Here is a 24394-nt window from a genome sequence, read left to right as displayed (position 1 = left end):
TATGACAATAATGACGAAAAACCACATGGTGGTTGCCCAGAATGCTTCAGGCCGCAGCATGAATGTGCCTGTTTACCGTTTCAAGGGAGAAAAACCCGGTCCTGTAGTCTATATCCAGAGCTCTATCCATGGCGCTGAAGTTCAGGGCAACGTGGTGATATATCAGTTAATTCAGGCACTGAAAGATCAGCAGATTGCCGGTGAAATCATTCTCGTCCCGAACTGTAATCCCATTGGCACCAACATCAAGGCCGGTGAATACACCCTTGGGCGCTTTGACCCGGTAAACGGGACAAACTGGAACCGCGGCTATTTTTATGATGAAGAAAAAGTCCTGGCGTTTGCAGAAACGGTGCAGGACAGTGATGATATAGCCACTATCCGCAACGACTTCCGTCATTACTGGGCAGAGTGTATTGCCGAAAAGCTGGCTTCGCCCTGGGGACTCGGGCTGGCTCAACAACTTAATCTGAAGTTACAGCAACTGGCTGTGAATGCTGATTTTGTGCTGGACTTACACAATGGACCGGTATCCACAAGACACATTTATATTCCTGAATATGCCAGAGACGCGGCCTACCAGTTTAACTTTCCTCACTGTATTTTTATTCCTAACAAATTTGCCGGTGCACTGGATGAAGCTACGTTTTGTCCCTGGTGGACACTGCAGGATGCACTGACAGCAAGGTTCGGCCGGCCTTTCGCATTCGGCGTGGAAGGGTTCACCCTTGAAATGGGTAGTCAGGAAGTGATTCAGTTCTCTGAAGGAAAAGTGGATGCGCTGAGTATTCTGACTTACCTGACACAAAAAGACGTGTTACCGGCATCTACGCTGGAGCCAGCCGGGATGGACCGTATAGGCGTGGCGCTAAAAGACTACAAAACATTATTCACCCAATGGGGCGGTATGGTGGAGTACTGCGTTAAACCCGGTCAGAAAGTCACACGGGGCGACACGATGGCGAGGGTCCTCAACATTGATGAACTCGATACAGAGGCCGGCTGTTTTACCCTTGAAGCCCCCTGCGATTTAATTCCCATGCTTCATTTTCCGTCCGCATCGGTGCTCAGCGGCACCCAGTTATTTAAGGTATTCACAAACTATACCTACCTGACTACGGCCTGAGCAGAAAAAGAACACAAATAAAAACGGCGCATGATGCGCCGTTTTTTTATACTGTATTACACCGGTGATTCATCAGACAAACTGCCTGCTGACACCGCTTAAATGGGTGAACCCGGTGGCAGAGGTTTAGGTTCGAATGCACCCGGCCAGCTGCCTGTTTCAAAGTATACGCCGAGTTGTTTATGTAACAGCTCAGAACCCGGCAATTTACTTTTATCGTCCAGCCACTCGTCAAGCTCCATAAGCGCATCATTCAGCGCCAGTTTCGCTTCCGGCGCCAGTTCATCTGACTTTGCCGCTTTTATAACAGCGTTCAGCGCTACCATGCGTAATCTGGCATTCAGACCATAATCAGCCTGCTTTTTGTCGTACCAGTGCATAGCAAAAATACGGCCGGCAATTTCTGCCACGTCAGGGATCCCTTTCGACTGGCTGGCCTGCCAGGAGACACGGTTCAGGCGTTCAGGATGCAGTAACAGGCTGTAACTGAAATTGGCTGCGGCTTCTGCGGCACTGACCGGGTCGAATGCCAGTCCCATACGGCTTTTGAATTGCTCACGGGTAATATCATCGCCGAATGCCGTTGGCGGGATAAGTGCAAGCACTTCATCCGGTAAGCGCAGGAAAGCCGGTGACGTCGCTTCAAGCAATTGTTTCAGTGCCCGCTTCTGACGCTCAGCAGCAACAAAACTCACACCTTTTGGTTTGCTGTAATCACCTTTGCGTTCATATTCATAGTCCAGGCCGCCAATCTGCTTGGATACCGCTTCCAGCTGATAACGGTGAGACAGATAAACCGGCACAAGTACGTCCTCAAGAGACGATAAACTGGCATTATCAGGAATAGAATTCATACCAAAGTTTTTCAGCGCCAGACTGCGAATACCGGCCATTTCATCAAAGGCATCCAGCGGATCATTGCCGTTGTCCCACATATGACCATTACTTGAAGGGTGATAAGCAGAACGGGTGTCCCAGTCGGTTTTAAATTCGAGGCCCTTTTCACGGTCCGATTCAATTAATGCCGCCAGTCCGGCAGCTTCAGCTTCCGCAGAAGCATAGTCCTGGTAGCCGTAAGCAATCGTGTGGAAGTCCCACTTGCCCATACCGGTATCATAAGCGTCATCCAGCACGATTTTGTCGTTCTTAACGCTGATAAGGGGATGAGGATAATCCATCACAGACTCGCGGCCGTCTTCACTGGCAGCAAAATTATGCGACAAACCCAGTGTGTGACCCACTTCGTGAGCTGACAGCTGTCGAATACGGGCCAGCGCCATCTCTTTCTGGGCATCTGTTGTCTGCTCACCGTCAAACGGGCTGGTCATACCCAGCGCAATCAGAAAATCCTGACGGACCCGCAACGAACCAAGCGTCACATTGCCTTTAATGATTTCACCGGTACGGGGGTCTTTCACTGAATAACCGTATGACCAGCCACGGGTTGCACGGTGAACCCAGTTAATCATGTTGTAACGGATGTCCATAGGATCGGCACCTTCAGGCAATACTTTTACCTGGAAAGCATCTTTATAGCCGATAGCTTCATAAGCCTGATTCCACCAGCTTGCACCTTCTTTAAGTGCACTCATTACCGGTTCCGGAATGCCGGGATCAAGGTAATAAATAATAGGTTCTACCGGCTCACTCATCTCTGCATCAATGTCTTTCTTTTGCAGACGGTGACGGGCTATGTATTTTACTTCAGTAGGTTCAGTAATATCCGTGGCGTAGTCGTAATAATATTGCTTACCGTACCCTGCAAAAGGATGATATGCCCGCGGCGTATAACCCGGTTCAGGCAACTCGACAAACGAGTGATGCAAATGCACAGTGATACTTTCCGCACTGGGGGTAACCTGTTTTACAAACTCACCGGGATTGCTACCTGCAAAAGTAACAATAGACTCCAGCTCGGTATTTTTTGGAAAACCTTTGCTGCGCGGAAGAAAAACGGCGCTGCGTGACGGGTCAGGTTTATAACTGCCTTGCTTCGCACGGGTAAGACGGTTTGATATACCGTGCACGTCACTGAGCAGATACGACGTATAATCAATCAGTACGTCGTCACCGTTCTCAGCGACTGCGGTAAAACCCGCCAGCACGGAGTCGGCAAAGGCTTCATCAATACTGGCCAGTTCGGCAGCATTTTCTGAGACTGAACGGTAACGGGTGTTCAGCTCTTTCATCAGCACTTTGTTACCGTGACGTTCAAACACTATCAGGTGAGCCAGGCCAAGCTGACCACGATCCAGACCAATATCATTAGAACCTACCCCCTGGGGCAGACTGGTCTGCAACAGCATCTGGGTATCAGGTTTATTAACCAGCAGATAAATTTTGTCTGAGCCGGCATCGTAATAGAATGGCAGGTAGCCATCACTGCGGGTCATATCCTTCGTAAAGTCAGATACCGACGGCAGTGCAGCCCACAGATTACTGCTGACAAGCAGCAGCAACATCGAGAGGGATTTGCGCAAAGTGAGTTCTCCAAATTATAAGTTCAACAAGTGTCGTGTCTGAACGTCTGCGACAGGCAGAAAAGCCTGCGCGGATTTATATTTATTATGTTTTAGTGAACGCGAAGTTCCGTTTCCTACCCTACCCTGATTATTTCGCAAGGTGCAAGATCACACGCTGAATAACGCTGGTTTTGCGATTAAACTCTCCCGCCTTCGCCACGCAAGTCGGGTGGAATTTCTACCGGACGGTGGCCATTTCTGCAGAAATCCTTCCTCTTGATCTGCGTCAACGCATAAAAACCACGGGCAACTATGCTTTCTGTGAATAACGGATCTCATGGCGATACAGGAATAATTATGACGGCGGCATTCCGGAAAACCGATACTGAGCAGGACGGGTTCTATCACTTTTATGATGTGGATACCGCTCTGCTCCCCGCCTCTGCAACAGATTTCATTGCCCAGTTGCCCGGCCCGTCAGTACTGCACATCAAAGGGAAGGAAAAAAAGGGGAAAGAAACACCCTGCAGAGTAATTACCAGCCTGCTGCACGGAGACAACAGCAACAGTTTACGAACATTACTGGCTACCATGATCTATGGCGGCGAACCTGCCACGGACATGAAAATTGTGATTATCTCAGTAGAAGCAGCGAAACTGCTTCCTCAATTCAGTCATCCGTTTTTACCGGGTCAGCGGGATCTCAACCGCTGCTTTCGCGACCCTTTCATCTGCCAGCCCGGACATCCCGCTAATACACTGCTCAACCAGATTGAAAAATGGCAACCCGGTGCGCTGGTCGATATCCACGACTCCTGCGTGCTCACAGAAACCTTTGCCATTTCGGCGACAGAAAACAGAGATACCTGTGCTCTGACATCTTTTTTCTCCGGCAATCTGCTCTGGTCTCCCCTCAAGACCGGTGCGATTACGGATTTATCTGCAGATTATCCCCTCATTTCTGTCTATGCACCGGCGGAATATACCGGTCTTCAGCGTAGTCAGTTATACAAAGGCCTGATGCATTTCTGGCAAACCGGAACAATCCATCCCCGTCAGCTGGTTAACATACTTAAACAGCCGCGAAGACTAGAACTGCGAAGAAGTGCGGCGCTGACGTATTCAGATAAACCGGTGTTCGGCGTCAATTGCACGTTGCGGCAGGACATATCCGGTCTGAGTTTTACACAGGTCAATCCCGGCGATGTACTCGGATGGGTGGACCATCATAAACTCAGCCATTTCCGCATCGCCGGAAGAAGCCCCAGAGAAGCCGTCAGCACCTGGTTCTGTGCTGACGATCATTGTCTTACAGTGACCATGCCCATGATGCTCATTGTAGTAAACCGGCTGGCAGAAACGGCTAAATCAGATTGCCTGTTTTACTTTCAGGTTTGATGTTCAGGTGTGATGCCAGTTTTCTTCAATGCATGCCTGTAAACCGGAGAAACGGGTAGCCCGCTGAGCGATAATCTCTTTGATCCGCTGAGTGTGACCTATCATCACACACCCTTTTTTCGCCCTGGTCAGTCCGGTATATAACAGTTCGCGGGTAAACAAGCTGGCTGCTTTACCGCTTGCTTCCGGCAACCACATTACCACCCGCTGAAACTCCGATCCCTGTGATTTGTGTATGGTCATGGCGTACACCGTTTCTACTGCAGGTAACCGGGATAAACTCACCGCCCTTAACGCACCCTGGTCATCAGTAAACCATGCTTTCAGTTGTTTATTGTCATCAGGCCAGATCACGCCCGTATCACCATTGAACAATCGCTGTGTATAGTCATTTTCCATGACCATCACAGGCCTTCCTGTATAGTGGATGTCCCGGCCATTCAGCTTACCGGGCTGCAAAATGCGCTCTATAGACGTATTCAGTTCGCTGACACTTTGTTTGCCGTTGCGCACCGGTGTCAGCCACCGGCATTGTCCCATAGCAGCCAGTGCAGAAGCCGGTGATGTTGCCTGCTGCAGCGGCGCGAAGCTGTCTTTTACCAGTTTGGTGAAATCCGTGTTTTCAGGTGGCGGCATGAGCACCACATCTTCCAGGCTTAACAAACCGGTTACCGGCTCACTGACACGGGTCAGCCGTGCCAGCATGTCATCGCTGTTACCGGTTCTGACCGCCACTGCAATTTCTGCCAGTTTACCGCTGTAACGCTGACTGACTTTCAGAGAAAACACGGTAGTAAGCTGTTCATCGTCGGTGGCAAGACCGGGTAAATGCGGACACAATTTATGTACATGTGCAGCAAGCTCAGCAGGCACAGTAAGATGACGGTCGTCATCATTGCCAGCCAGCGCTTCAAGCACATTGCCCGACTCAACGGAAGGTAACTGATTGGCATCGCCCACCAGATAGACCCTGGCGTCATCCGGTAAGGCACGGAAAACCCGCGCCATCAGGGCAAGATCTACCATTGAAGCCTCATCGATAATGAATACGTCACACTGCACCGGATTATCGGAATGATGCCGCGGTCTGACCCGGTTTGGCCGGATCCCCAGTAACCGGTGCAAGGTGCTGGCCTGTGTGACTATGCGCGCTTTAAGTGGCTCAATATCTGCGCCGGTAATGCCATTCAGGCTGTCACTCACTGACTCTGTTAAACGTTGAGCCGCTTTTCCGGTAGGCGCAGCCAGCTTAATATTCAGCGCTTTTTCCGACGAAGCCTGCAATGCCAGCAGTAAACGGGCTACGGTGTAGGTTTTACCTGTCCCGGGGCCGCCGTTAATCACTGCAAATTCCCGTGTCAGTGCACAGGCAACCGCAATCTGCTGCCAGTCCTGATCCAGTACCGGCGTCACCGGAAACAGATGCCGCCAGATCTTTTGCAACCGCGTATAGTCTTCATCAGTAAATTGTCTGGCGTGCAGTCGCTGCACGACTCCTTTTGCTACAACCTGTTCAAAATCATGGTAGCGGGCTGTATAGAGCTTGCCTCTGTGGTAAACCAGCTGTTGCGGATCTTCAAAGGTTTCAGCCAGTGTTCTTGCCAGCCTGATGAGGGGGGTGAGTTCCGCAAATGTCACCCCGTCACATGCCTGTTCCTCATCATCAAACAATTGCTTTCCGGCAATTTCTGCCAGTGGCAGGCAGGTATGTCCCTGACGCAAATGCCATGACAATGCCATCAGCAAATGAAACGCGTCAGTGCGGATTGAGGCATCCACTGCCTGCACATAATGGCGGGCAAAATAATAATCAATGGATTCGATACCAGCGTAGGTTTTCATAGCAGGTATTGTCATAACGCGACCTCCCCGGTTTCACCTTTGAAGGCCGCATCCAGTGCGAGAACGAGTTCAGCCGCAAGGGGCGTATAGAACACGCCTTCACTACCGCTGTTGTCAGGATGCATGCCGCGCACATAAAGATAAAACACCCCGCCCAGGTGGCGGTGAATGTCATAATCCGGTTTACTGACTGTCAGAAACCGGTGCAATGCCAGTGCATACAATAAATATTGCAGATCGTACAAATGGTGCTGGTTATTGTGCGCCAGCGCATTGAAAGAATAACCGGTGAACGTATCGCCCAGATGGGTGGATTTATAATCCGCCACATAAAAACGCCCGTCGTGCTCAAAAATTAAATCAATGAAGCCGTGCATCATACCTTCCAGCATGGGACGGGATAGCTTGGGTACTGCCAGCGCGTTATCGCCGTTTACTGCGCTGCGGTGGGCAGTAAGGATACGGCTTATTGACCACCAGTTGGCTTTCTCAACCGGAAAATAAAATTCTGCCTCCCGCAATGTAACAGGCAGCGACAGGCTGTTGAGGGGAACGCGCAGTCCCGGGGCGCAGAGCGGCGTGGCGAGTACTTCGTCCATCCAGCAGCTGAGCGCACTAAAATCGTCATCACTCAGGCTTAAGCGATTGGCCAGACTGCGATGGGACTGCCAGTCGGGCGCAGTAAAATCGGTCACTTCCAGTAAATCGTGCAGCAGGTTACCGGCTGTTGCCCCTTTTTCAAGGGTAAAACGGATGGGTAATTCGCCTGCTACCGGCTCGTTTCCCGGTACTGCAAGGTCGGTCTCTTCATCACGGGCCGTCTGTTTAACCGCAATCTGCTGTCTGGTCAGCGCGGTAAAAGAATACAAACGCCATGCATCTTCAACAGAGCCTCTGAACTGGCTGATTGCCAGTGGTACTTCACTGGCTTGTGGGAAAGCAGTGTGATCAGAATGAGGCACTGCAGGTAATTCAGCGGCCTGCAAATAGCGGGTATGCCCGCCGTTCTCTTGCTCTACTTTAATTACCGGCAAGTACCAGCTTTCGCCGGCCTGTACATCTGCAGCCTTGCCTAATGCTGAGCGTTCATTATTTTTATAGGGGGCTACACCTAAGTAACACCGGTGTGCGGCACGGGTAATGGCCACATACAGCAAGCGCATGGCTTCCGCTTCACCTTCATCACGGACCTGTGCCGCCACTTCCTCAGTAGCCCCGAGTTGCAGGGTCTGTTTTCCGGTTTCGCTGTTGTAGTATTTATAAATTGTCAGATCCCGGGTGCCCTGCTTTACCGGGTCACGGTAGCGGCTGGCAAAAGGCACAAAAACCACCGGATATTCCAGTCCTTTAGAACCGTGCTGGGTAATAATTTGAATCAGCCGCGCATCGCTCTCAAGGCGCTGGATTTGTTCCTCACCATACTGAGGATCATGAACCTGACGGTGCAACCATTGCAGTTGCTGCTCTGGCTGCAATGTGACCGACGCCTGTTGTTCCAGCACTTCCGCGAGATGCATATAGTTGGTCAGTTGCCGTTCAGTATCCCGGCCGGTGACCCGGAACCTGCGCCGCAACAAATTCAGTACCACGGCCATACAACCCTGTTTCAGCCATATCTGGCGAAGTGTGCCCACTTCCGCCATGCAGTCTTCCCACAGGTCATCGTCTTCATCATGAAGCATGGCAACGAGCTCTTCATGGGGATACCCCATCAGCGGACTGGCAAGGGCAGCAGAAAGACGCCGTATTTGCTCACTGTGCCATATGCCGTCGAGAACACGGTATAAATCTGCTGCTTCTGCCGATGCGAACAAAGAGGTACTGGTGCTGAGATAAACCGAACCCAGCCCGACCTGCCGTAATGCCTTTTTGACCAGATCGGCTTCCGGCCCGGAGCGGACCAGAATGGCGATATCAGCAGGCTGTAAAGGTGTTTCCCCCATCATTGCCTCAGACAGCAAGCGTTGGATCTCATGACTCATCCAGTTAGCCAGTTGCAGGGACAACGTATTGGCATTGGCCGGCGTGTCTTCTTCAGCTTCCAGTACCACGTAATTCAGTGCGGCACGTTCAGCAGGATCGCTTAAGGGATGTTTCGCGGCTTTGGCATGTTCAGTCGATTTTACCGGCTCGTACCGGATGCCGTAACCGAAGACATCACGGGCTTGCGTTTCGACAGGCGCACCGTAAAAAAGACGGTTATACGCATCAACCATGGGCGCAACAGAGCGCCAGTTTGTATCCATCACCCACCGGTAATCCGCCTGACGGCCAGCTTCCAGATAAGTGAAAATATCCCCGCCTCTGAAGCCGTAAATCGCCTGCTTAGGATCGCCAATCATCATCAGGGTCAAATCATCACTGCCGGAAGGATAAACCGCAGATAAAATACTGTACTGGCTATCGTCGGTATCCTGAAATTCATCAATCAGTGCCACCGGATATAACGCCCTCAGCGCTTTTTTCAGCGTGTCATCGCCACCTCTCACCTTCTGCGCCAGCAGACGGATCAGGTCGTCAAAATCGACAATGCCCAACCTGCGTTTTGCAGTAGCCACATGCTGCCGTATCCATGCAAAGCCTTCACAGACCAGTTTATACAGCGGTTGTTGCTGTTCATTTTTTTGTTTTGCCGCGTCCAGCTGCGCCAGCTCTTTTTCCAGGCTAATGATGAAATCTTTAACCGGCTCCAGGACCGCTTTCACCTCTTTTTGTCTGGCATACCTGGTGCCTTTGACGAATTCTTTCGCCGCTTTATCCGGAGAACCAATCCGCTTCGCTTCCAGCCAGTTCAGCAACACTTCCCATTCTGCTGCCCGCTCATCCCGCTCACTGCCTTTTTTACTTAAAATCAGTTTTTCGCTGATGAGCGCTTCATGGATTTTCAGTTCACTGTATAAATCATGAAACGTGTGCTGAAAGCGCACTTTCAGGTTGTTCAGCCCTTTTTCGTACTGGCGCAGAACAGCTTCATCATCGCAGTATTCCGGCTCCAGCTCACTCTTAATAGCCTGACTAAACTCAGCGATAAACTGCCCGGGCACATGCCAGCCCGCTTCTGCGAGTAACGCATATTGCTGCGGTTGCAATGCCATAATCCGTATCCAGTCTGCCGCCGCTTCTTCCCAGAGAGCCTGTGTATCCGTTTCAAGCGTCAGAGACATGGGCGAGCCGCTGGCAAACGCCAGTTGGGACAACACGTGATTACAAAAGCCATGAATGGTGAATACCGCGGCTTCATCCAGTTCCAGCAATGCCGCTTCCAGCTTTGCCAGCCCCTGCTCACCCGGAGCAACAGCATACAGCGCGTGAAATACCGGATCGGCGCTGTCCGGTAACGATGATTGAGAAGCCGCATGCCGCCACAAATCAACAGCTTCGCGAAGGGTTTCACCTATCCGCCCTTTAATTTCTTCTGTGGCCGCTTTGGTAAACGTCATGACTAGGATCTGTTGCACGGTATAGCTTTTTTCCAGCAACAGCCGCAGGTAAATACGGGTGATATTGAAGGTTTTACCGGTCCCGGCACTGGCTTCAATTAAGTGCCGGCCGCGAAGGGGCATGGCAATAACATCAAGGGGGGAAGATTGCACGGAAGATTCACTCACGAGACTTTTCCATCTTTCTGATTTAACAACAGCGGCACGAAAAACCGCTCTGCGGCTTCACAGGGAAACTGATCCGGTAGCAAGCCCTGCGGGAAGAACCAGCGCACATACGGGTCGTCGTTGATGCTCGCCTGCATAAAACCGCTGTCCAGTGCGTTCTCCCAGCTTTTTAAGCCCTCAGTCGACGACAACCATTGAGATAACGGAATTTGTGGCTTTTCTTTTTTCCGGCCACCGGTGTATTTTTTCGTTAACTCTACTGCCAGTCCGGCAAAACAGGGCACCGGTTCACTTAATACCTGCCTGTACAATGCACCAATTTCTTCAAGACGTTGCTGAGCTTCTTCCATCATGACAGGTTGCCACGTCGCCTGCCTGAGTTCGGCCTGTCCCTTTGCCCATTTCAGGTAAAAAACCTGCAGGGGCAGATCATTTCCGTTTGCGTTAAAACATAACAACGTCAGGTACTGGGCCATCATCCTTTTCGCGTTCTGCGAACCGTAATGCAGCATTTTAAGGCCGTCGCTGCCAAGCCAGGCACCGGCTTCTAACTGTAATTCCCCCAGATCAGCGCTGACATAGTTCTGCTCTGCCATATGCAAACCCAGGCTTGAAGATAATTGTGCGCCTGCCTGTTCCCAGCTTTCCATCAGTGCAGGTGTCAGCGGGGTATCAGGAAAGTCACCGCTTTTTTGTAACGTTTCTCTCACCAGTGTTTTATCCTGCTGGTGAATACCCGCCTCCGTAAAGGCCCTTAACGCATTAAACCGCAGCAGATTGTTTTCACTGAAGGGCTCCTCATCAGCAAGCAAAGGTTCAGCCTGTTCCAGCCGGACACCCAGTCTCTGACCGGCAAATGCCCGCAGCGGGTTGTCGAACACGCCTGCCATATCGTCTGTGCTGATAACAGCCTGCGGCAACGGAGCAGAAGTAGCAGCAAACTCACCCTGACTTCCGTCAGGTACAGTCGTTACTGCACCGGCCAGACGGAACCAGCCGCTTTCAAACGAGGGCATATCACCGGTAAAGTTGGCGGCACTGAACGGATGTAAAGGTAACTGCCGCACACAGGACGGCGTAAATTCATACCCGCTGCTGAGCACCGCAAGTAATTCTGACAACACCAGACTGGGTTGGCGTTCTGTATTGTCTTTTCCCCGCCGTCCCTGATAACTCAGATACAAATATTCACGGGCAGAGATTAATGCTTCCAGAAACAGGTAGCGGTCTTCCAGACGTCTTGAACGGTCACCGGTTTTACGGGGCGTCTTTGCCATTAAATCGATGCTGAGCGGCGCTGACTGACGGGGAAATTCACCGTCATTAAGGCCAAGAATACATACGACTTTGAAAGGAATGCTACGCATAGGCAGCATGGAACAGAAGGTTACCTGACCAGTGAGGAAGTGGTTAGCCGCATCCGGTGTAGTGAATTTTTTTACCAGCACCGCACGGATTTGACTCAGTGTAAGCTCATCACTGAAACCGGCCTGCTCACAATGGGTTACCAGATCAGCAGTGGCTTTGGATATCGCTTCCCAGCCGGGCATATCTTCCGGTGTAGCTTCAAAACATTCTGCTTTCATCTCATTGAGATAATCATGCCATGCGTCAGCACTTCGCGGCGCTTTCAATTCTGAGGCAAATAAGGAAAGCGCTTCAAGTAAGTGGATCAGCTTACCCAGCAATACTGTACTCTGCCCTTCCACATCAGGAATAGTCAGAATATCGCCGGCTATTAACGGTGAGTCCTTCATAGTCATGCCGGTGAGCAAACGTCGCAATCCCCAGGCCCAGGTAAAGGTCTCAGCCGCTTCCTTATCAAGTAAGGCAGATTTGTGCGCTGCATTTCGACCCCAGTGCACATGTGCCTGGTGCAACCATTCGCTCATCATATCGATGTCTTCAGAGGTAAGCCGGAACTTTCGCTGAACCGGTTCAAGACGCAGATAATCAATGATCTGACTCACCTCAAAGCGACTGTCAGGCAAACTGAGTAACCTTACAAAAGCGGCGATCATAGGTTCAGCATCAAGGGGCGCACGGTCTGCGATGGAGCACGGGATACGGGGCGGTTCAGTATCGCCCGGTGACGGCGTGCCCACGCGGTGAAAAACCGCCTCCACAAACGGAGCATATTCTTCAATTGCGGGACACATCACTACAATATCAGAGGGTTTTAACGGGGTTTCACCGTCAGCTGTAGCGGTATTCATTAACGTCAGCAGGTAATCGTGCAGTGCCTGAACTTCCCGCAGCGCCGTATGGGCACTGACAACTGTAATGCTGTTGTCTTCGCTGTTAAAACCGGAACGGGCTTCAGGTGCACAGGCATGTAAGATATCCTCCTGCATGGCATGCAGGCGCCGGCCGGCCTGCTCTTCTGTCACCACGGGGTCGGTGTCGAATGCGCTGACTTCATAGCTTTCAAGGGGGGTAAGCAGGTTAAACAAATCACGCCCCTGCTGACCCAGATTACCTAACAGGGGGTTGTCCTGCCGGGCTTCCTGCCATTGGGCCAGGCCGGACTCCCGTAACAGTTTCGCCTGCTCTTTGTTACTTTTTACCTCGCCCCAGTAATTCACACTGGGATTAAGGTGAAACACATGGATATGTGTGTGCACAGCCAGTGCATCGAGAAATTGCACCAGTTGCGGAGCCATGGTGTTAATGGCAAAAACAATGATATTTTCCGGTAAGGACAGTTCACTGCCCCGTTCTGCCAGCGCTTCCATCGCATCAGCATGAAGCCGTGCCGGATGATCGCGGTTCTCTTTTACCAGCGTACGCCATATAACAGCCTGCCAGACTTCATCGCTGTTACCGGTGTCTGCGCCCTTCCCTTCTTCCCAGGCGAACAGCCACTGAGGCCGGAATAACAGGTATTGTTCGTATACGTCTGCCAGCGCCGCGGCAAATTGAAGGCGCTGTACACTGGCTTCCTCTTCATTACTGCACTGCTGCCAGTAAAGGTTTACCGCTTCAGCCTCCGGCAATTCACAGAATGCAGCGCTGCGGATGATCGCGTCTATCCGCCATACCAGTACCTCGCGGCGAAACGGCGACTGTTTCGGCACCCGTTCTTCCCCGAGTATTTTACGTGCGGTATCCCACATGAACCTGACCGGCAAAGGGAATGACAGGTTCATCGCCACGGAACGGTCCTGAGCCAGTGACATGTTCAGCCAGTGCTGCATGCCGGGGCTTTCAACCAGAATCGTTTGCGGTGTGAACAGAGTGGCCGTGTCTTCCGACTGGCTCTGTTGGCTAAGCAACGCTGACAATAAAAAACTGAGATGTTCGAGCTTGTTTGAGGGATAAAGGGCTAGCAATGATCACCTGAATTCACGCGTTTTTTTCCATGTTACGGGATAACGTGAAAATGAGCCAGCAGCAAAAAACAGACTAAAGTTCAATAAATAAACGGTTGGCTAAAAAATGGCCTTGAGGTAGAATTATGCGGATAAAAAAACCCATACAGACCTCAGGACACGAAAAATCTGTATGGGCAAGGTTACGGGCTCACTCGTGACAACCGGTTCGCGGCGTTGCCTGGCACCGGAAAAGGTTAACGCCAGGAGAAAGCACAGATAACACTATAGATAAGGCACTATGCGTGCCAGAAAACAATAATCTATAAAATTCAAAAACTTAGCCTTAGCCTCTTCAAAAAACTGCGAAAGCAGTTTTTTTGTTTTGGTGCAAACGCACCAAGAAAAGGCAACCTGAAGGTGCTTTTATACCGTTTCCGGTTCCTATACAATTCCTTCATTAAACAGTCGTTATAAAGAAAATCATGCTAAGCCAACAACAACTCGCCACCATGCTCTCGCTGCAAAATAAAATGAACACCAAAGTGAACCCTCAGTGGTTAACCGCCGGATATGGTTACCTGCGTGCCGCGATGGTGGAATCGGTAGAGGCTATTGAGCACCACGGCTGGAAGTGGTGGAAAGCGCAACAGAAAGATTTACCTCAGTTACAGATGGAGCTGGTCGATATCTGGCACTTTGCCCTCTCTGCAAGCATTATTGATTATCAGGGTGATGTGCAGGCAACGGCTGATGCACTGGCGGCACAACTTGCACAGACTTCAGTGCAAGTGCAGTTTGATGGCACAGAATATCACCCGGAACAGCAGTCGCTGCTGGATAACCTGGAACTGATGGCCGGCCTTTGTGCGGCAAAACGTTTCAGCGTGCCATTGTTTATGCATATCGCCGGTCAAAGCGAAATGAGTAGTGATGAGTTATTTCGCCAGTATGTGGGTAAGAATGTGCTGAACTTTTTCCGTCAGGACAATGGTTATAAAGCCGGAACCTATATTAAAGAGTGGCAAGGCCGGGAAGACAATGAACACCTTGTGGAAGTATTAGCGGCACTGGATATCAACCACGAAAGCTACGCTGATCAGGTTTACGCAGGACTGGCAGAACGCTATCCTGCCTGAGAATAAATCATAGTAAAAAGCTCACTTCTTAGTGAGCTTTCTGCTTTTTCATCCGGGCTGAGAGGCTATTCAATCAGACCCCTGGCCTTCGCCATAGATTCAGCTTCTTTGCATGAAGCGGGTTCATTTAAGTCTTCAAAGTCACTGCAGTCGACATCAAGCATCTCATTAAGACACTCTGTACTTTTCTCCACTATGTCTTCGTGCGCAGCAAATTTCTCTTCGAACATTTCAGGTACATATTGCTGACACATCTGGTCGGCCATACCTTCTACCATCCCGCGCATTTGAGGGGGAACCTCGCCGCCCATTTCTTTTTCCATTTCCTGCGATATACACACTTTCAGCTTGTCGCAGAACGCACCGGCAGCTTTCATGTAGTCAGCAACGTCAGCGTGTGCTGAAGCAGATAAGGCCAGTGAAGCGAATACTAATGTGGCGGGTAATACTTTCATTTTCATAAGCGTTCCTTTGCATGCCGGGCCCCGGCGACCCGGAGAATTTTAATAGTAACAGAGAATCCGAAAACTGTATTAAATTTAACCAAAAATTTAGTTAATCCACACAACCGGTTCCCGGTATCCGGCCAGTATTACTGACTTATACCGCTCCTCCAGCACATGTCGTTTCACTTTCAGCGTGGGAGTGAGTAATCCATTGTCGATGGTCCACTCCTCATTGATCACCAGCATATGATCAAGCTTCTGATGGCTTTCCAGATTGCTGTTTACTGCGTTCAGTGTACTTTGCAAACGGGTTTCCAGTGTCAGTTTGGGTTGCTTAACGGCTTCCTCCGATAACACCAGTAAGGCCACCGGTTGAGGCAATCCGGTACCGACGACGCACACCTGCTCAATTAAATCATTCTCCATGATGCGGGCTTCAATGGGCGCCGGCGTCACATATTTTCCTTTTTCTGTTTTAAATATATCCTTCAGGCGTCCGGTAATTTTCACGTACCCTTCGTTGTCAATTTCTCCCTTATCACCGGTTTTTAAATAACCGTCAGGGGTCAGGACTTCCGCCGTTTTTACCGGGTCCAGGTAATACTCCACCATGTTACAGGGAGACTTAACCTGAATTTCGCCTTCACTGCTGATGCGGATATCCACACCCTTATAAGCCTTCCCGATTTTACCTATTTTATCCTGCCGGAATGGTACGCAGGCAGACCCGTATGCACTGTTTTCCGTCATTCCCCAGCCTTCACTGATGGGAATACCAATCTTACTGAACCAACTGATAATAGCGGGGGCCAATGGTGCTGAACCGCTGGCAAACAAGCGTGCTTCTGATAACCCCAATCCCTGCTGTATCTTCTTTTTCACCATGGAATTGATAAAAGGAATAGCTAACAGCAAAGACAATTTTTTCTGCGGCATTTTGCCAAGCACACCATCTCTGAACTTGGTCCACAGCCGCGGTACAGAAATGAACAAGGTGGGCTGACAATGTTTTACGTCCCGCTGGAAGGTATCAAGGGATTCGACAAAGTGGATTTTTCCGCCGGCATAGAAGCTGGCCAGTTCTACCAGTACCCGTTCGGTTATGTGCGCCAGCGGCAAATAACTCATCATCCGGTCAGTGGCACAGAACGTCAGCGCTTCCAGTGAATTAGCCGCTGCCCAGCAAATACTGCGAAAACTGTGCACCACACCTTTAGGCTCGCCGGTGCTGCCGGAGGTGTAGATAATGGTCATTACATCATCAAGATCACGATCAGGCGAGCCGGCTAGCGGTTCGCAGGCAATAAAGGCTTCCCATTTTTCGCTGGCAGGGATCCCGGGATAAGGCATTGCCACAGTATGCAAGTCAGCCGGCACTGCAGGTAATTGCGTATCGGGCTTATCCAGTTTGCCGATGAACATGAGCTTAATATCTGCATGGCGAATAATATAATTCAGCGTATCCCCGCCGGCAGAAGCAAAAATGGGTACCGAAATATGACCAGCCATCATGATCCCGAGATCAACGACAAACCATTCCGCGCAATTTTTAGCGAAAATACCAATACGGCTGCCGGCAGGCAGTGATAACTCAGTTAACCGACGGGCAACCCGTCTTGCAAGACCGGCAACCTGCGCGTAGGAATAAGGTTGATAATGACCCTCTGAAGGCTGAACAAGAAAGGTATCGGCGGGCCGGGTATTTTCCCAATGGTACAGCATTGCCAGAGGGCTATACTGAACTTGCTGATTTTCATTTACGACGGCTAGAGTCATTGACATTACATCCGTTTTTATTGCTATTGTATCGCAGAGATTAACATTAAATTCACAAAGCGGTTATATAAATCTAAGCGTTATTCATGGTTAATCATAGTAGATACTGACACTTACACCACTTAAACCAGTTAACAGGCATACATTTTTCGCTCCCGGCACTGACCAGGGAACAAGGAATGAACAAACAAGGCGAAATCATGAAAATTACAATTAATGGCAAAACTCAGGAGTATGACGGCGACCCGGCCATGCCCCTGCTGTGGTACATCCGTGACGACCTGAAGATGACAGGCACGAAATACGGCTGTGGCATGGCACTGTGCGGCGCATGTACTGTACATCTGGATGGTCAGGCTACGCGTTCCTGTCAGTTACCCATGTCTGCAGCAGACGGCAAAACAGTCACCACAATCGAAGGGCTGGATGAAAACAATGCTCACCCGTTGCAAATAAGCTGGGCAGAGGAACATGTTCCCCAGTGTGGCTACTGCCAGAGTGGTCAGATTATGCAGGCAGCTTCCCTGCTTGCCTCTAATCCTTCGCCTGATGACGCAGACATCGAACGGGCCATGTCGGGCAATATCTGCCGGTGCGGTACGTATCCCAGAATTAAAAAAGCCATTAAAAAAGCAGCGGAGGCAGGAAAATGACTACATTTGATTTGAATCTGTCACGCCGCTCGTTTCTGAAAAAATCTGCCGCTGCCGGTGGCTTTTCCCTGTCCGTGACATTGCTGCCGGCCACTCACGCTCTTGGTGCAGAAATGGCCACATCAGTTGAGCGTCTTACGCCGAACCTGTTTGTGTCCGTCAGCGAGGAAGGTGTAATTACTGTCACTTGTCACCGCTCGGAAATGGGTCAGCAGATCCGCACCGCCATTGCGCAAATCATTGCTGACGAACTGGATGCCGACTGGTCCATGGTCAAAGTGACTCAGGCAACAGGCGACCCGGTTTACGGTGACCAGAATACAGACGGATCCAGAAGTATCCGCCGGAATTACGACCGGCTGAGAATAGCAGGCGCAACCGCTGCATTGATGCTCAGACAAGCCGCAGCGAAAGGCTGGGGAATTGACAGCAGTGAGTGCGTTTGTGAAAACCATTTCGTAGTACACAAGCCAACAGGCCGCAAAGCCGGCTTTGCCAGTCTGGTTCCTGTTGCAGCAACCTTGTCTGTCCCTGCCGAAGCAGATGTCACTGTTAAGGAAAAGTCCGCCTTTAAATACAGTGGCAAAGGCATTGCCAGTGTCGACTTACCGGATGTGGTAGCCGGAAGCACCGTATATGGTCAGGATGTGCAACGTGAAGGCATGCTTACCGCTGTTATCGTGCGCCCTCCTGTCATGTTCACGACGGTAAAATCGCTGGACGACAGCAAAGCGAAACAGGTCAGCGGCGTTAAACATATTATCACCATGCCGGCTGCTGCAGCACCGGCCATGTTTAATCCGTTAGGTGGTGTTGCCGTCGTGGCCGCGTCCACCTGGTCTGCCATGCAGGGCGCAAAAGCGCTGAACATTGAGTGGACACAAAACGAACATAGCCATTATCAGTTTGAAGATGAAAAACAGGCGCTCATTGCCTCAGCCCAAAAAGGCGGCGAAACTGTCAGGTCGAAAGGAGATGCTCCGGCTGTACTGGCGTCGTCAGACAAGGTTATTGAATCGACTTATTTCGCCCCCCTTCTCGCACAGGCGCCTATGGAACCGCCGGCGGCAACAGCTCACGTAAAGGGTGATAAAGCTGAAATCTGGGCATGTACACAAACACCTCAGGCTACCCGCAATAACGTGGCCGGCGCCCTTGGGATCCCGGCTGACAATGTGACGGTCAATGTGACCTTGCTCGGTGGCGGTTTCGGACGTAAGTCAAAGCCGGACTATGCTGCTGAAGCCGCACTGCTTTCAAAGCAAACCGGCGCTCCCGTTAAGCTTATCTGGCGGCGGGAAGACGACATTCAGCATGGTTATTATCATAGTGTGAGTGCCCAGCACCTTAAAGCTGCGCAGGATAAAAATGGAAAAACGCTGGCCTGGCAACACTGCACCGCATTTCCGTCAATTTCCACCACCTTCGCCGGCGGCGTTACCACACCATCAAACGGCGAGCTGAGTCTGGGATTCATGGATAACCCTTTCAATATCGATAATATGTTGCTGCAAAAAGGTGAAGCGGTTAACCATGTGAGAATCGGCTGGCTACGCAGCGTATGCAATATTTTCCATGCCTGGGCAGTGCAGAGTTTCGCTGACGAACTGGCCCATCACGCCGGGCAGGATCCCAAAGCTCATCTGCTGTCACTCATTGGCCCTGCCCGTCTGATTGACTTAAAAGCGGAAGGCGCAGCGTATGAAAATTATGGCGATCCCATTGAAAAATACCCTGTAGATACCGGCCGCCTGATCAATGTAATTGAAAGAGTGACGGCCATGGCAGACTGGGATAAACGGAAGTCACAGGGTCGCTACCTCGGTCTGGCAGCCCACCGCTCATTTTTAAGTTACACCGCAACCGTGGTGGAAATAGAAGTGAAAGAAGACGGTACGTGGCGTATTCCGGCTACCTGGGTCAGTATTGATGCCGGCACCATCGTAAACCCGGAACATGTACGGGCGCAGTGTGAAGGGGGTTCTGTTTATGGTTTGAGCTGTGCGCTGGGGCAGATTTCAGCCACAGACGGGGCGATAGATCAGAGCAATTTCCACAACTACACCGTGGCACGCATGCAACATGCACCGGCACACTTTGAGATTGATATCGTCGACAGTGATGCGCCGGCGGCCGGAGTCGGTGAGCCACCGACGCCGCCATTTACGCCGGCCCTGTGCAATGCGTTATTTGCCGCTACCGGCCAGCGCTTTAAAACCTTGCCGTTACCGTTAAAACTCAACCTGAAAAGCTAAGCGTTGAAAAGTAAAATGCCTGTACTCAGTACAGGCATTTTGCCGGTAATAACAAGTGAATGGCTATTACCACTGGCGTTTCAGTAGCTCAGGCACATATTTCGCTTCTACAGGGCGGGAATAATAATAGCCCTGGTGGTAAATACATCCCTTCTCAAGTAAGTATTCTACCTGTCCGGCTTCTTCTACTCCTTCAGCGACACAACGCATATTCAGATTAGTTGCCATTTCTATGGTCGCCAGCACCAGCGCATCGTTACTGCCATCGGGTTCAATATCATCGACAAAACTTTTATCGATTTTTAGTACCTGAAGCGGGAATTTTTTCAGATAACTCAATGATGAATAGCCGGTACCAAAGTCATCCAGTGCCAGCACAAAACCGGCTTCGATAAACCGGTTAACCTGACGGAGAGCGCCTTCCGCATCATCCATCAGGATCCCTTCAGTAAGCTCGAAGCGCAATGCACTCCGTGGCAATCCGGCCTCATCCAGCAAGGCTTTCACACCATCAATATCGAACTCGGTTTTAAAGTGTAAAGCTGAGAGGTTAATGGCCACATACCCCTCAAAGCCGTCCGCATACCATGTTTTCAGATCATCCACGGCGCCCTGCATAGCAGCACGGGTTACATCAATCACATAACGTAACTCTTCCAGTATTGGAATGAATTCGGACGGGTATAAAGGAGGATCATTAAGTGAGCAACGAAGCAGCAATTCGACCCCGACAGTTTTGCCGGTTTTCGCATTAATGATGGGCTGATAATGATTGTAAAAACACTGTTCCTGCCAGGCCTTTTTCACCCTGTTTTCCAGCTTAAGTCTGTCGCGGACTTTGGCATTCATATCTTCAGTAAAATAACTGAAGCCGGACACAGTATCTTTCTTCGCCGTATACATGGCCACATCTGATTGTTTCAGCAATTCAGCAGGCTCAGAGGCATCTTCGGGATAAAAAGAAATCCCCACACTGGCAGACACCCGCACTACTTCGTTGCCAAGTGCGATAGGGGTTTCTACGGACTCAATCAGGTGGCCGACAAACTCACCGACTCTTTGCCTGTCAGTAACATTTTCAGTCACAATAACAAACTCATCACCGCCCAGTCTGGCTACAGTATCGTCCGGTGATGCCAGATTCAGCATGCGGTTGGCAACAACCCTGAGCAACTTATCGCCATAATCATGTCCTAAAGAATCATTAATGCCTTTAAACCTGTCCAGATCGACGAACAATACGCCCACCTCGCTGCCATGGTGATTGGCACGCTCAATCGCTTGTTCAAGCCTTTCGAGCAACAGTGTCCGGTTAACCAGACCGGTCAGACTGTCGTAGTTCGCCACTTTAATAAGCTTTCTCTCGGCGTTTTTCTGCTCCGTAATATCTGACATAATAATGAGGTAATGGTCGATTTTATCCGCATCAGTCGTCGTGCCGGTCACAGAGACTTCAACCAGCACATCATAATGGCGGCCATCAGCACCGGTGAGACTTTCTTCGCTCTTCCAGAACTCGCCGGCTTTCAGTACAGATAATTTTTCCCTTAACGTTTTACCCAGTCGCGGCGAGTTCTCAAACATACGATTCAGCTGGCGTTCCAGTCCCTTGTCGCTGTCGAGCCCGAATGCAGCACAGCATGAAGGATTCACAGCCACCGGCATATAAGCGTTGTCGAAAATCATTACCCAGTCACGGGTGTGCTGAAACGCGTCACCGAACAAACGCACCTGGTGTTGCGCCTGATGTAAACGGTTTTGCTGACGCTGCCGGTGAAAGAGATAACTGGCAAGTAAAAGCAGCAGAAAACAAAAATAAATACTGTAAGCCACCGGTGAACGTAACGGCGGATACGGAATGGTAAAAGACAATGAAGCCGGCAGCAGCACCACATCGTTCTCCTGCTTTAACGGAGACACATCAAAGTGATATTCGCCCGGAGACAGAAATGCAAATGTGACACTGCCGTTTTTGGAGACCGACTCACTGACCACCGAATTTTCTCTGACGAGCTTATAGCGGAATGTTGTATCGCGGCTGTAACTGGACGACAGCGCAGTGAACTGAATAGTAATGCCGTAGTCGTCATGATTAAACGTAACATGTTCACCACTAAGGTTTCGCATGGGTTCATGGATCATGCGGGAATCCAGCAACACATTGCTGATCACCATTTTTTTCACGCTACGGGCCCGTTGCTTTGCTTTATCCAGCAATTTTTCCGGATCAAACAACACGAATCCCGCCGTAGAACCAAATGCCAGGCGTCCGTCACTAAGCTTTAACGCTGCGCCATCATTAAACTCAGAGACTCTGATGTCTTCTCCGTAACGGTACCGCTCTACGGAACCGGAAAGGGGTGAATAACGCCCGAGGAATCCATGAGTAGTAAACCAGATGTTCCCGCTTTCATCTCCGGTGAGGCTGTAAACAATGTCTGTGAACAATGACTCTGTTCCGTTCAGGTATGTTTTCACAGCAAAGGTTTCAGCGTCTAAACCCACCATGCCGTAACTGGGAAAGCCCAGCCAGAGTACATCGTGACTGTCGACCATGAAGCTGGTAACCGCGCTGATATTATTGCGTTCCTTTTCAGGAAACCGGTAGACATCGCGGATCCCGAAATCCGTGGTATCTACCATCAGAACGGCGTCTCTCACTGACAAGAAGATCTTGCCGGGGTAGCGCTTATCTGCGCCAAGAAAGGTGAAGGAATAGTTGGCATTAATGCCTTCGATATCAAGCGGCAGAGATTCCAGTTTTTCTGTGGCCGGGTCGTAGCGCCAGAAGCCGCGGGAAATAAAATAAATGCGGCCTTCGTTGTCCGTTGCTGTGCCAAAATTCCAATCGTTTAAGACTTTTTCAGCCTCCGGTGTATGTGCCGGTAGCAGACTGATTTTTCCGGTTTGCTTAGAGAACGTTCGCAGTCCTCTGTATGTCTCCAGAATTAAATTGTCACCCGGTGCAGGATAGATATTCATGATAATACTGACATCGCTGCTGTTGGCGATATCATTTTCACGAAGGAAATGCCGGCTTTCTTCTGTTTTAAGATTGAATGCTGTTAATCCGTTTTTGGTACCCACCCAGAGAATGTCGTCTTCCTGCAAAAATGACCATACGGTGTTATCTGCCACGACCGGCTTATCGTCACGAATGGTGTTCTGATACGTCTCGATACCCAATGGCTTGGCATACCAGAACAAAAGACCACCATATATGCTGCCCATCCATAAGTTCCCCTGCTCATCTGACAACAAGCTGCGGATACTTTTGTCAGCCAGCGCAATGATGCCTGCATGAGGATAAAGAATATGGCTGTTTTGCCACTGGTCATTTTCACGGTACAACCTGAACAGTCCCAGGTCTGTGCCCAGCCAGTACTCTCCGTTACCGGCCGGTGTCATTGTCCAGATATTGCGATCTTTAACGACACGACTGCCCTGAACCTCAATAACATCACCATCTTTTTCGGTAAAGCCAGTCACCGGGATTGAAAAAAGCCCCCCTACCGTGCCGATAAATAATGTATCCGGAGAAGGGGTATATAAGGTTTTTGTATTAACGGAAAGATTGGAGATATCACCGGCAGGCAGACAGTTGAGGGTTTTAAGACTTGCCAGCCCTTTTGACAGTGACATAACTTCCAGGCCGTAACTTGTGGCGATAAAGAGCTGGTCACCAATACTCTTTACATCCCTGATTACGTTCCCCTCTCCGATATGCTCTTTGGTAAGACGATACAGTTCAGTACTTTCACCGGTTTTGGGATAATATCTGATAATGTGCTGTTCCAGCGCCACCACCATAGAACCGTCCGCCAGTTCTTCGAAGGCATCAGCACCTTGCGTCCACCCTTCTTCATCAAAATAACTGACTCTGCTGACCAGTTGGTAACGGTTACTGTTTAAATCAAAAAAATAAACGCCGTCAGAGTAAGTGGAAACCCACAGTCGATTGCTGCTGTCGACAAACAAGTTGCGGATTTCGTTGTTGACGAACAAGCCGTCCGGCCCTTCCAGGGTAACAAAACGGTAACCATCCCAGCGGCTCACGCCCCCTTCTGTCGCCACCCAGATAAATCCGTCACGGTCGCGCACGATATCCTGAACCTTGTCCTGAGCCAGACCATCGGCGGTACCGAGCTGTAAAAAAGTGGGATCTTCGATAAGAGGAGCGGCATTCACCGTGCCGGTAAGAAAAAACAGAATAAAAAACAACAGTGTCATTAATCGTTCCCTGATGTCCGGGAACTGGCGCATTATTTTCATTGTTATCATCAGGTGTCGTTTCACTTAGACATGAGAGGCCTCACCGGGCCTGACAACTTCGCCGTGCACCGTTTTTTTACCGGTCTGACACAGCGAACCGCAATTG

12 protein-coding genes are annotated in these 24394 nt (G+C 50.3%); 5 read left to right on the top strand and 7 right to left on the bottom strand.

Going from position 1 to position 24394, the window contains the following annotated elements:
* The first annotated feature begins 1 nt into the window (after window position 1).
* Complete coding sequence (locus DS731_RS09020; RefSeq protein ID WP_119503373.1) at window positions 2–1126, top strand: succinylglutamate desuccinylase/aspartoacylase domain-containing protein; 1125 nt, start codon at window positions 2–4, stop codon at window positions 1124–1126.
* A 98-nt stretch (window positions 1127–1224) separates the two neighbouring features.
* Here DS731_RS09020 and DS731_RS09015 read toward each other — a convergent pair whose 3' ends face one another.
* Window positions 1225–3588 (bottom strand): zinc-dependent metalloprotease, encoded by a 2364-nt coding sequence (locus tag DS731_RS09015; RefSeq protein ID WP_232373550.1) that lies wholly within the window; start codon window positions 3586–3588, stop codon window positions 1225–1227.
* A gap of 357 nt (window positions 3589–3945) precedes the next feature.
* Here DS731_RS09015 and DS731_RS09010 point away from each other — a divergent pair, with 357 nt between their 5' ends.
* Window positions 3946–4986, top strand: coding sequence for a hypothetical protein (locus DS731_RS09010; RefSeq protein WP_119501001.1), 1041 nt, complete (start codon window positions 3946–3948; stop codon window positions 4984–4986).
* A 3-nt stretch (window positions 4987–4989) separates the two neighbouring features.
* On the opposite strand, the gene recD is transcribed toward DS731_RS09010, so the two are convergent.
* From recD to recC, 3 genes are read right to left on the bottom strand one after another with little or no spacing between them, the layout of a single operon-like run.
* Window positions 4990–6843: an exodeoxyribonuclease V subunit alpha gene (recD, locus tag DS731_RS09005; protein ID WP_119501000.1), complete on the bottom strand. Its 1854-nt coding sequence runs from the start codon at window positions 6841–6843 to the stop codon at window positions 4990–4992.
* Window positions 6840–10391, bottom strand: coding sequence for an exodeoxyribonuclease V subunit beta (gene recB, locus DS731_RS09000; RefSeq protein WP_442858459.1), 3552 nt, complete (start codon window positions 10389–10391; stop codon window positions 6840–6842). Before recB ends, recD begins: the two co-directional genes overlap by 4 nt.
* Window positions 10392–10432: 41 nt before the next feature.
* Window positions 10433–13768, bottom strand: a complete 3336-nt coding sequence (recC, locus tag DS731_RS08995; RefSeq protein ID WP_119500998.1) for an exodeoxyribonuclease V subunit gamma — start codon at window positions 13766–13768, stop codon at window positions 10433–10435.
* 464 nt (window positions 13769–14232) lie between these two features.
* On the opposite strand from recC, the gene DS731_RS08990 reads away from it, so the two are divergent.
* Window positions 14233–14886, top strand: coding sequence for a dUTP diphosphatase (locus tag DS731_RS08990; protein ID WP_119500997.1), 654 nt, complete (start codon window positions 14233–14235; stop codon window positions 14884–14886).
* A 65-nt stretch (window positions 14887–14951) separates the two neighbouring features.
* Here the strand turns inward: DS731_RS08990 and DS731_RS08985 are convergent, their stop codons facing one another.
* Both DS731_RS08985 and DS731_RS08980 read right to left on the bottom strand, forming a co-directional pair.
* Window positions 14952–15347 carry a hypothetical protein gene (locus tag DS731_RS08985; RefSeq protein ID WP_119500996.1) on the bottom strand — a complete coding sequence of 132 codons (396 nt, stop codon included), beginning with the start codon at window positions 15345–15347 and terminating at the stop codon, window positions 14952–14954.
* A 90-nt stretch (window positions 15348–15437) separates the two neighbouring features.
* Window positions 15438–17114, bottom strand: coding sequence for an AMP-binding protein (locus DS731_RS08980; RefSeq protein WP_442858444.1), 1677 nt, complete (start codon window positions 17112–17114; stop codon window positions 15438–15440).
* Between the two features lie 191 nt (window positions 17115–17305).
* Between DS731_RS08980 and DS731_RS08975 the strand changes: the two genes are divergently transcribed.
* Window positions 17306–17761 carry a (2Fe-2S)-binding protein gene (locus DS731_RS08975; protein ID WP_119503371.1) on the top strand — a complete coding sequence of 152 codons (456 nt, stop codon included), beginning with the start codon at window positions 17306–17308 and terminating at the stop codon, window positions 17759–17761.
* On the top strand, window positions 17758–20016 hold the full coding sequence (locus DS731_RS08970) for a xanthine dehydrogenase family protein molybdopterin-binding subunit (RefSeq protein WP_119500994.1): 2259 nt from the start codon (window positions 17758–17760) through the stop codon (window positions 20014–20016). The genes DS731_RS08975 and DS731_RS08970 overlap by 4 nt, the downstream gene beginning before the upstream one ends.
* A gap of 66 nt (window positions 20017–20082) precedes the next feature.
* On the opposite strand, the gene DS731_RS08965 is transcribed toward DS731_RS08970, so the two are convergent.
* Window positions 20083–24246: an EAL domain-containing protein gene (locus DS731_RS08965; protein ID WP_161599136.1), complete on the bottom strand. Its 4164-nt coding sequence runs from the start codon at window positions 24244–24246 to the stop codon at window positions 20083–20085.
* Between the last annotated feature and the right edge of the window lie 148 nt (window positions 24247–24394).

It is taken from the genome of Alteromonas sp. RKMC-009, assembly GCF_003584565.2.
In the GTDB taxonomy this organism is placed as follows: domain Bacteria; phylum Pseudomonadota; class Gammaproteobacteria; order Enterobacterales; family Alteromonadaceae; genus Alteromonas.
This window is presented reverse-complemented; position numbering and strand designations above follow the sequence as displayed.

Coding starts and splice junctions, on each gene's coding strand:
- DS731_RS09015 (WP_232373550.1), bottom strand. CDS start 3,588: ATGTTGCTGCTGCTTGTCAGCAGTAATCTGTGGGCTGCACTGCCGTCG.
- recB (WP_442858459.1), bottom strand. CDS start 10,391: ATGCCCCTTCGCGGCCGGCACTTAATTGAAGCCAGTGCCGGGACCGGT.
- DS731_RS08970 (WP_119500994.1), top strand. CDS start 17,758: ATGACTACATTTGATTTGAATCTGTCACGCCGCTCGTTTCTGAAAAAA.
- DS731_RS08990 (WP_119500997.1), top strand. CDS start 14,233: ATGCTAAGCCAACAACAACTCGCCACCATGCTCTCGCTGCAAAATAAA.
- DS731_RS08985 (WP_119500996.1), bottom strand. CDS start 15,347: ATGAAAATGAAAGTATTACCCGCCACATTAGTATTCGCTTCACTGGCC.
- recD (WP_119501000.1), bottom strand. CDS start 6,843: ATGACAATACCTGCTATGAAAACCTACGCTGGTATCGAATCCATTGAT.
- DS731_RS08980 (WP_442858444.1), bottom strand. CDS start 17,114: ATGTCAATGACTCTAGCCGTCGTAAATGAAAATCAGCAAGTTCAGTAT.
- DS731_RS09010 (WP_119501001.1), top strand. CDS start 3,946: ATGACGGCGGCATTCCGGAAAACCGATACTGAGCAGGACGGGTTCTAT.
- DS731_RS09020 (WP_119503373.1), top strand. CDS start 2: ATGACAATAATGACGAAAAACCACATGGTGGTTGCCCAGAATGCTTCA.
- DS731_RS08965 (WP_161599136.1), bottom strand. CDS start 24,246: ATGACACTGTTGTTTTTTATTCTGTTTTTTCTTACCGGCACGGTGAAT.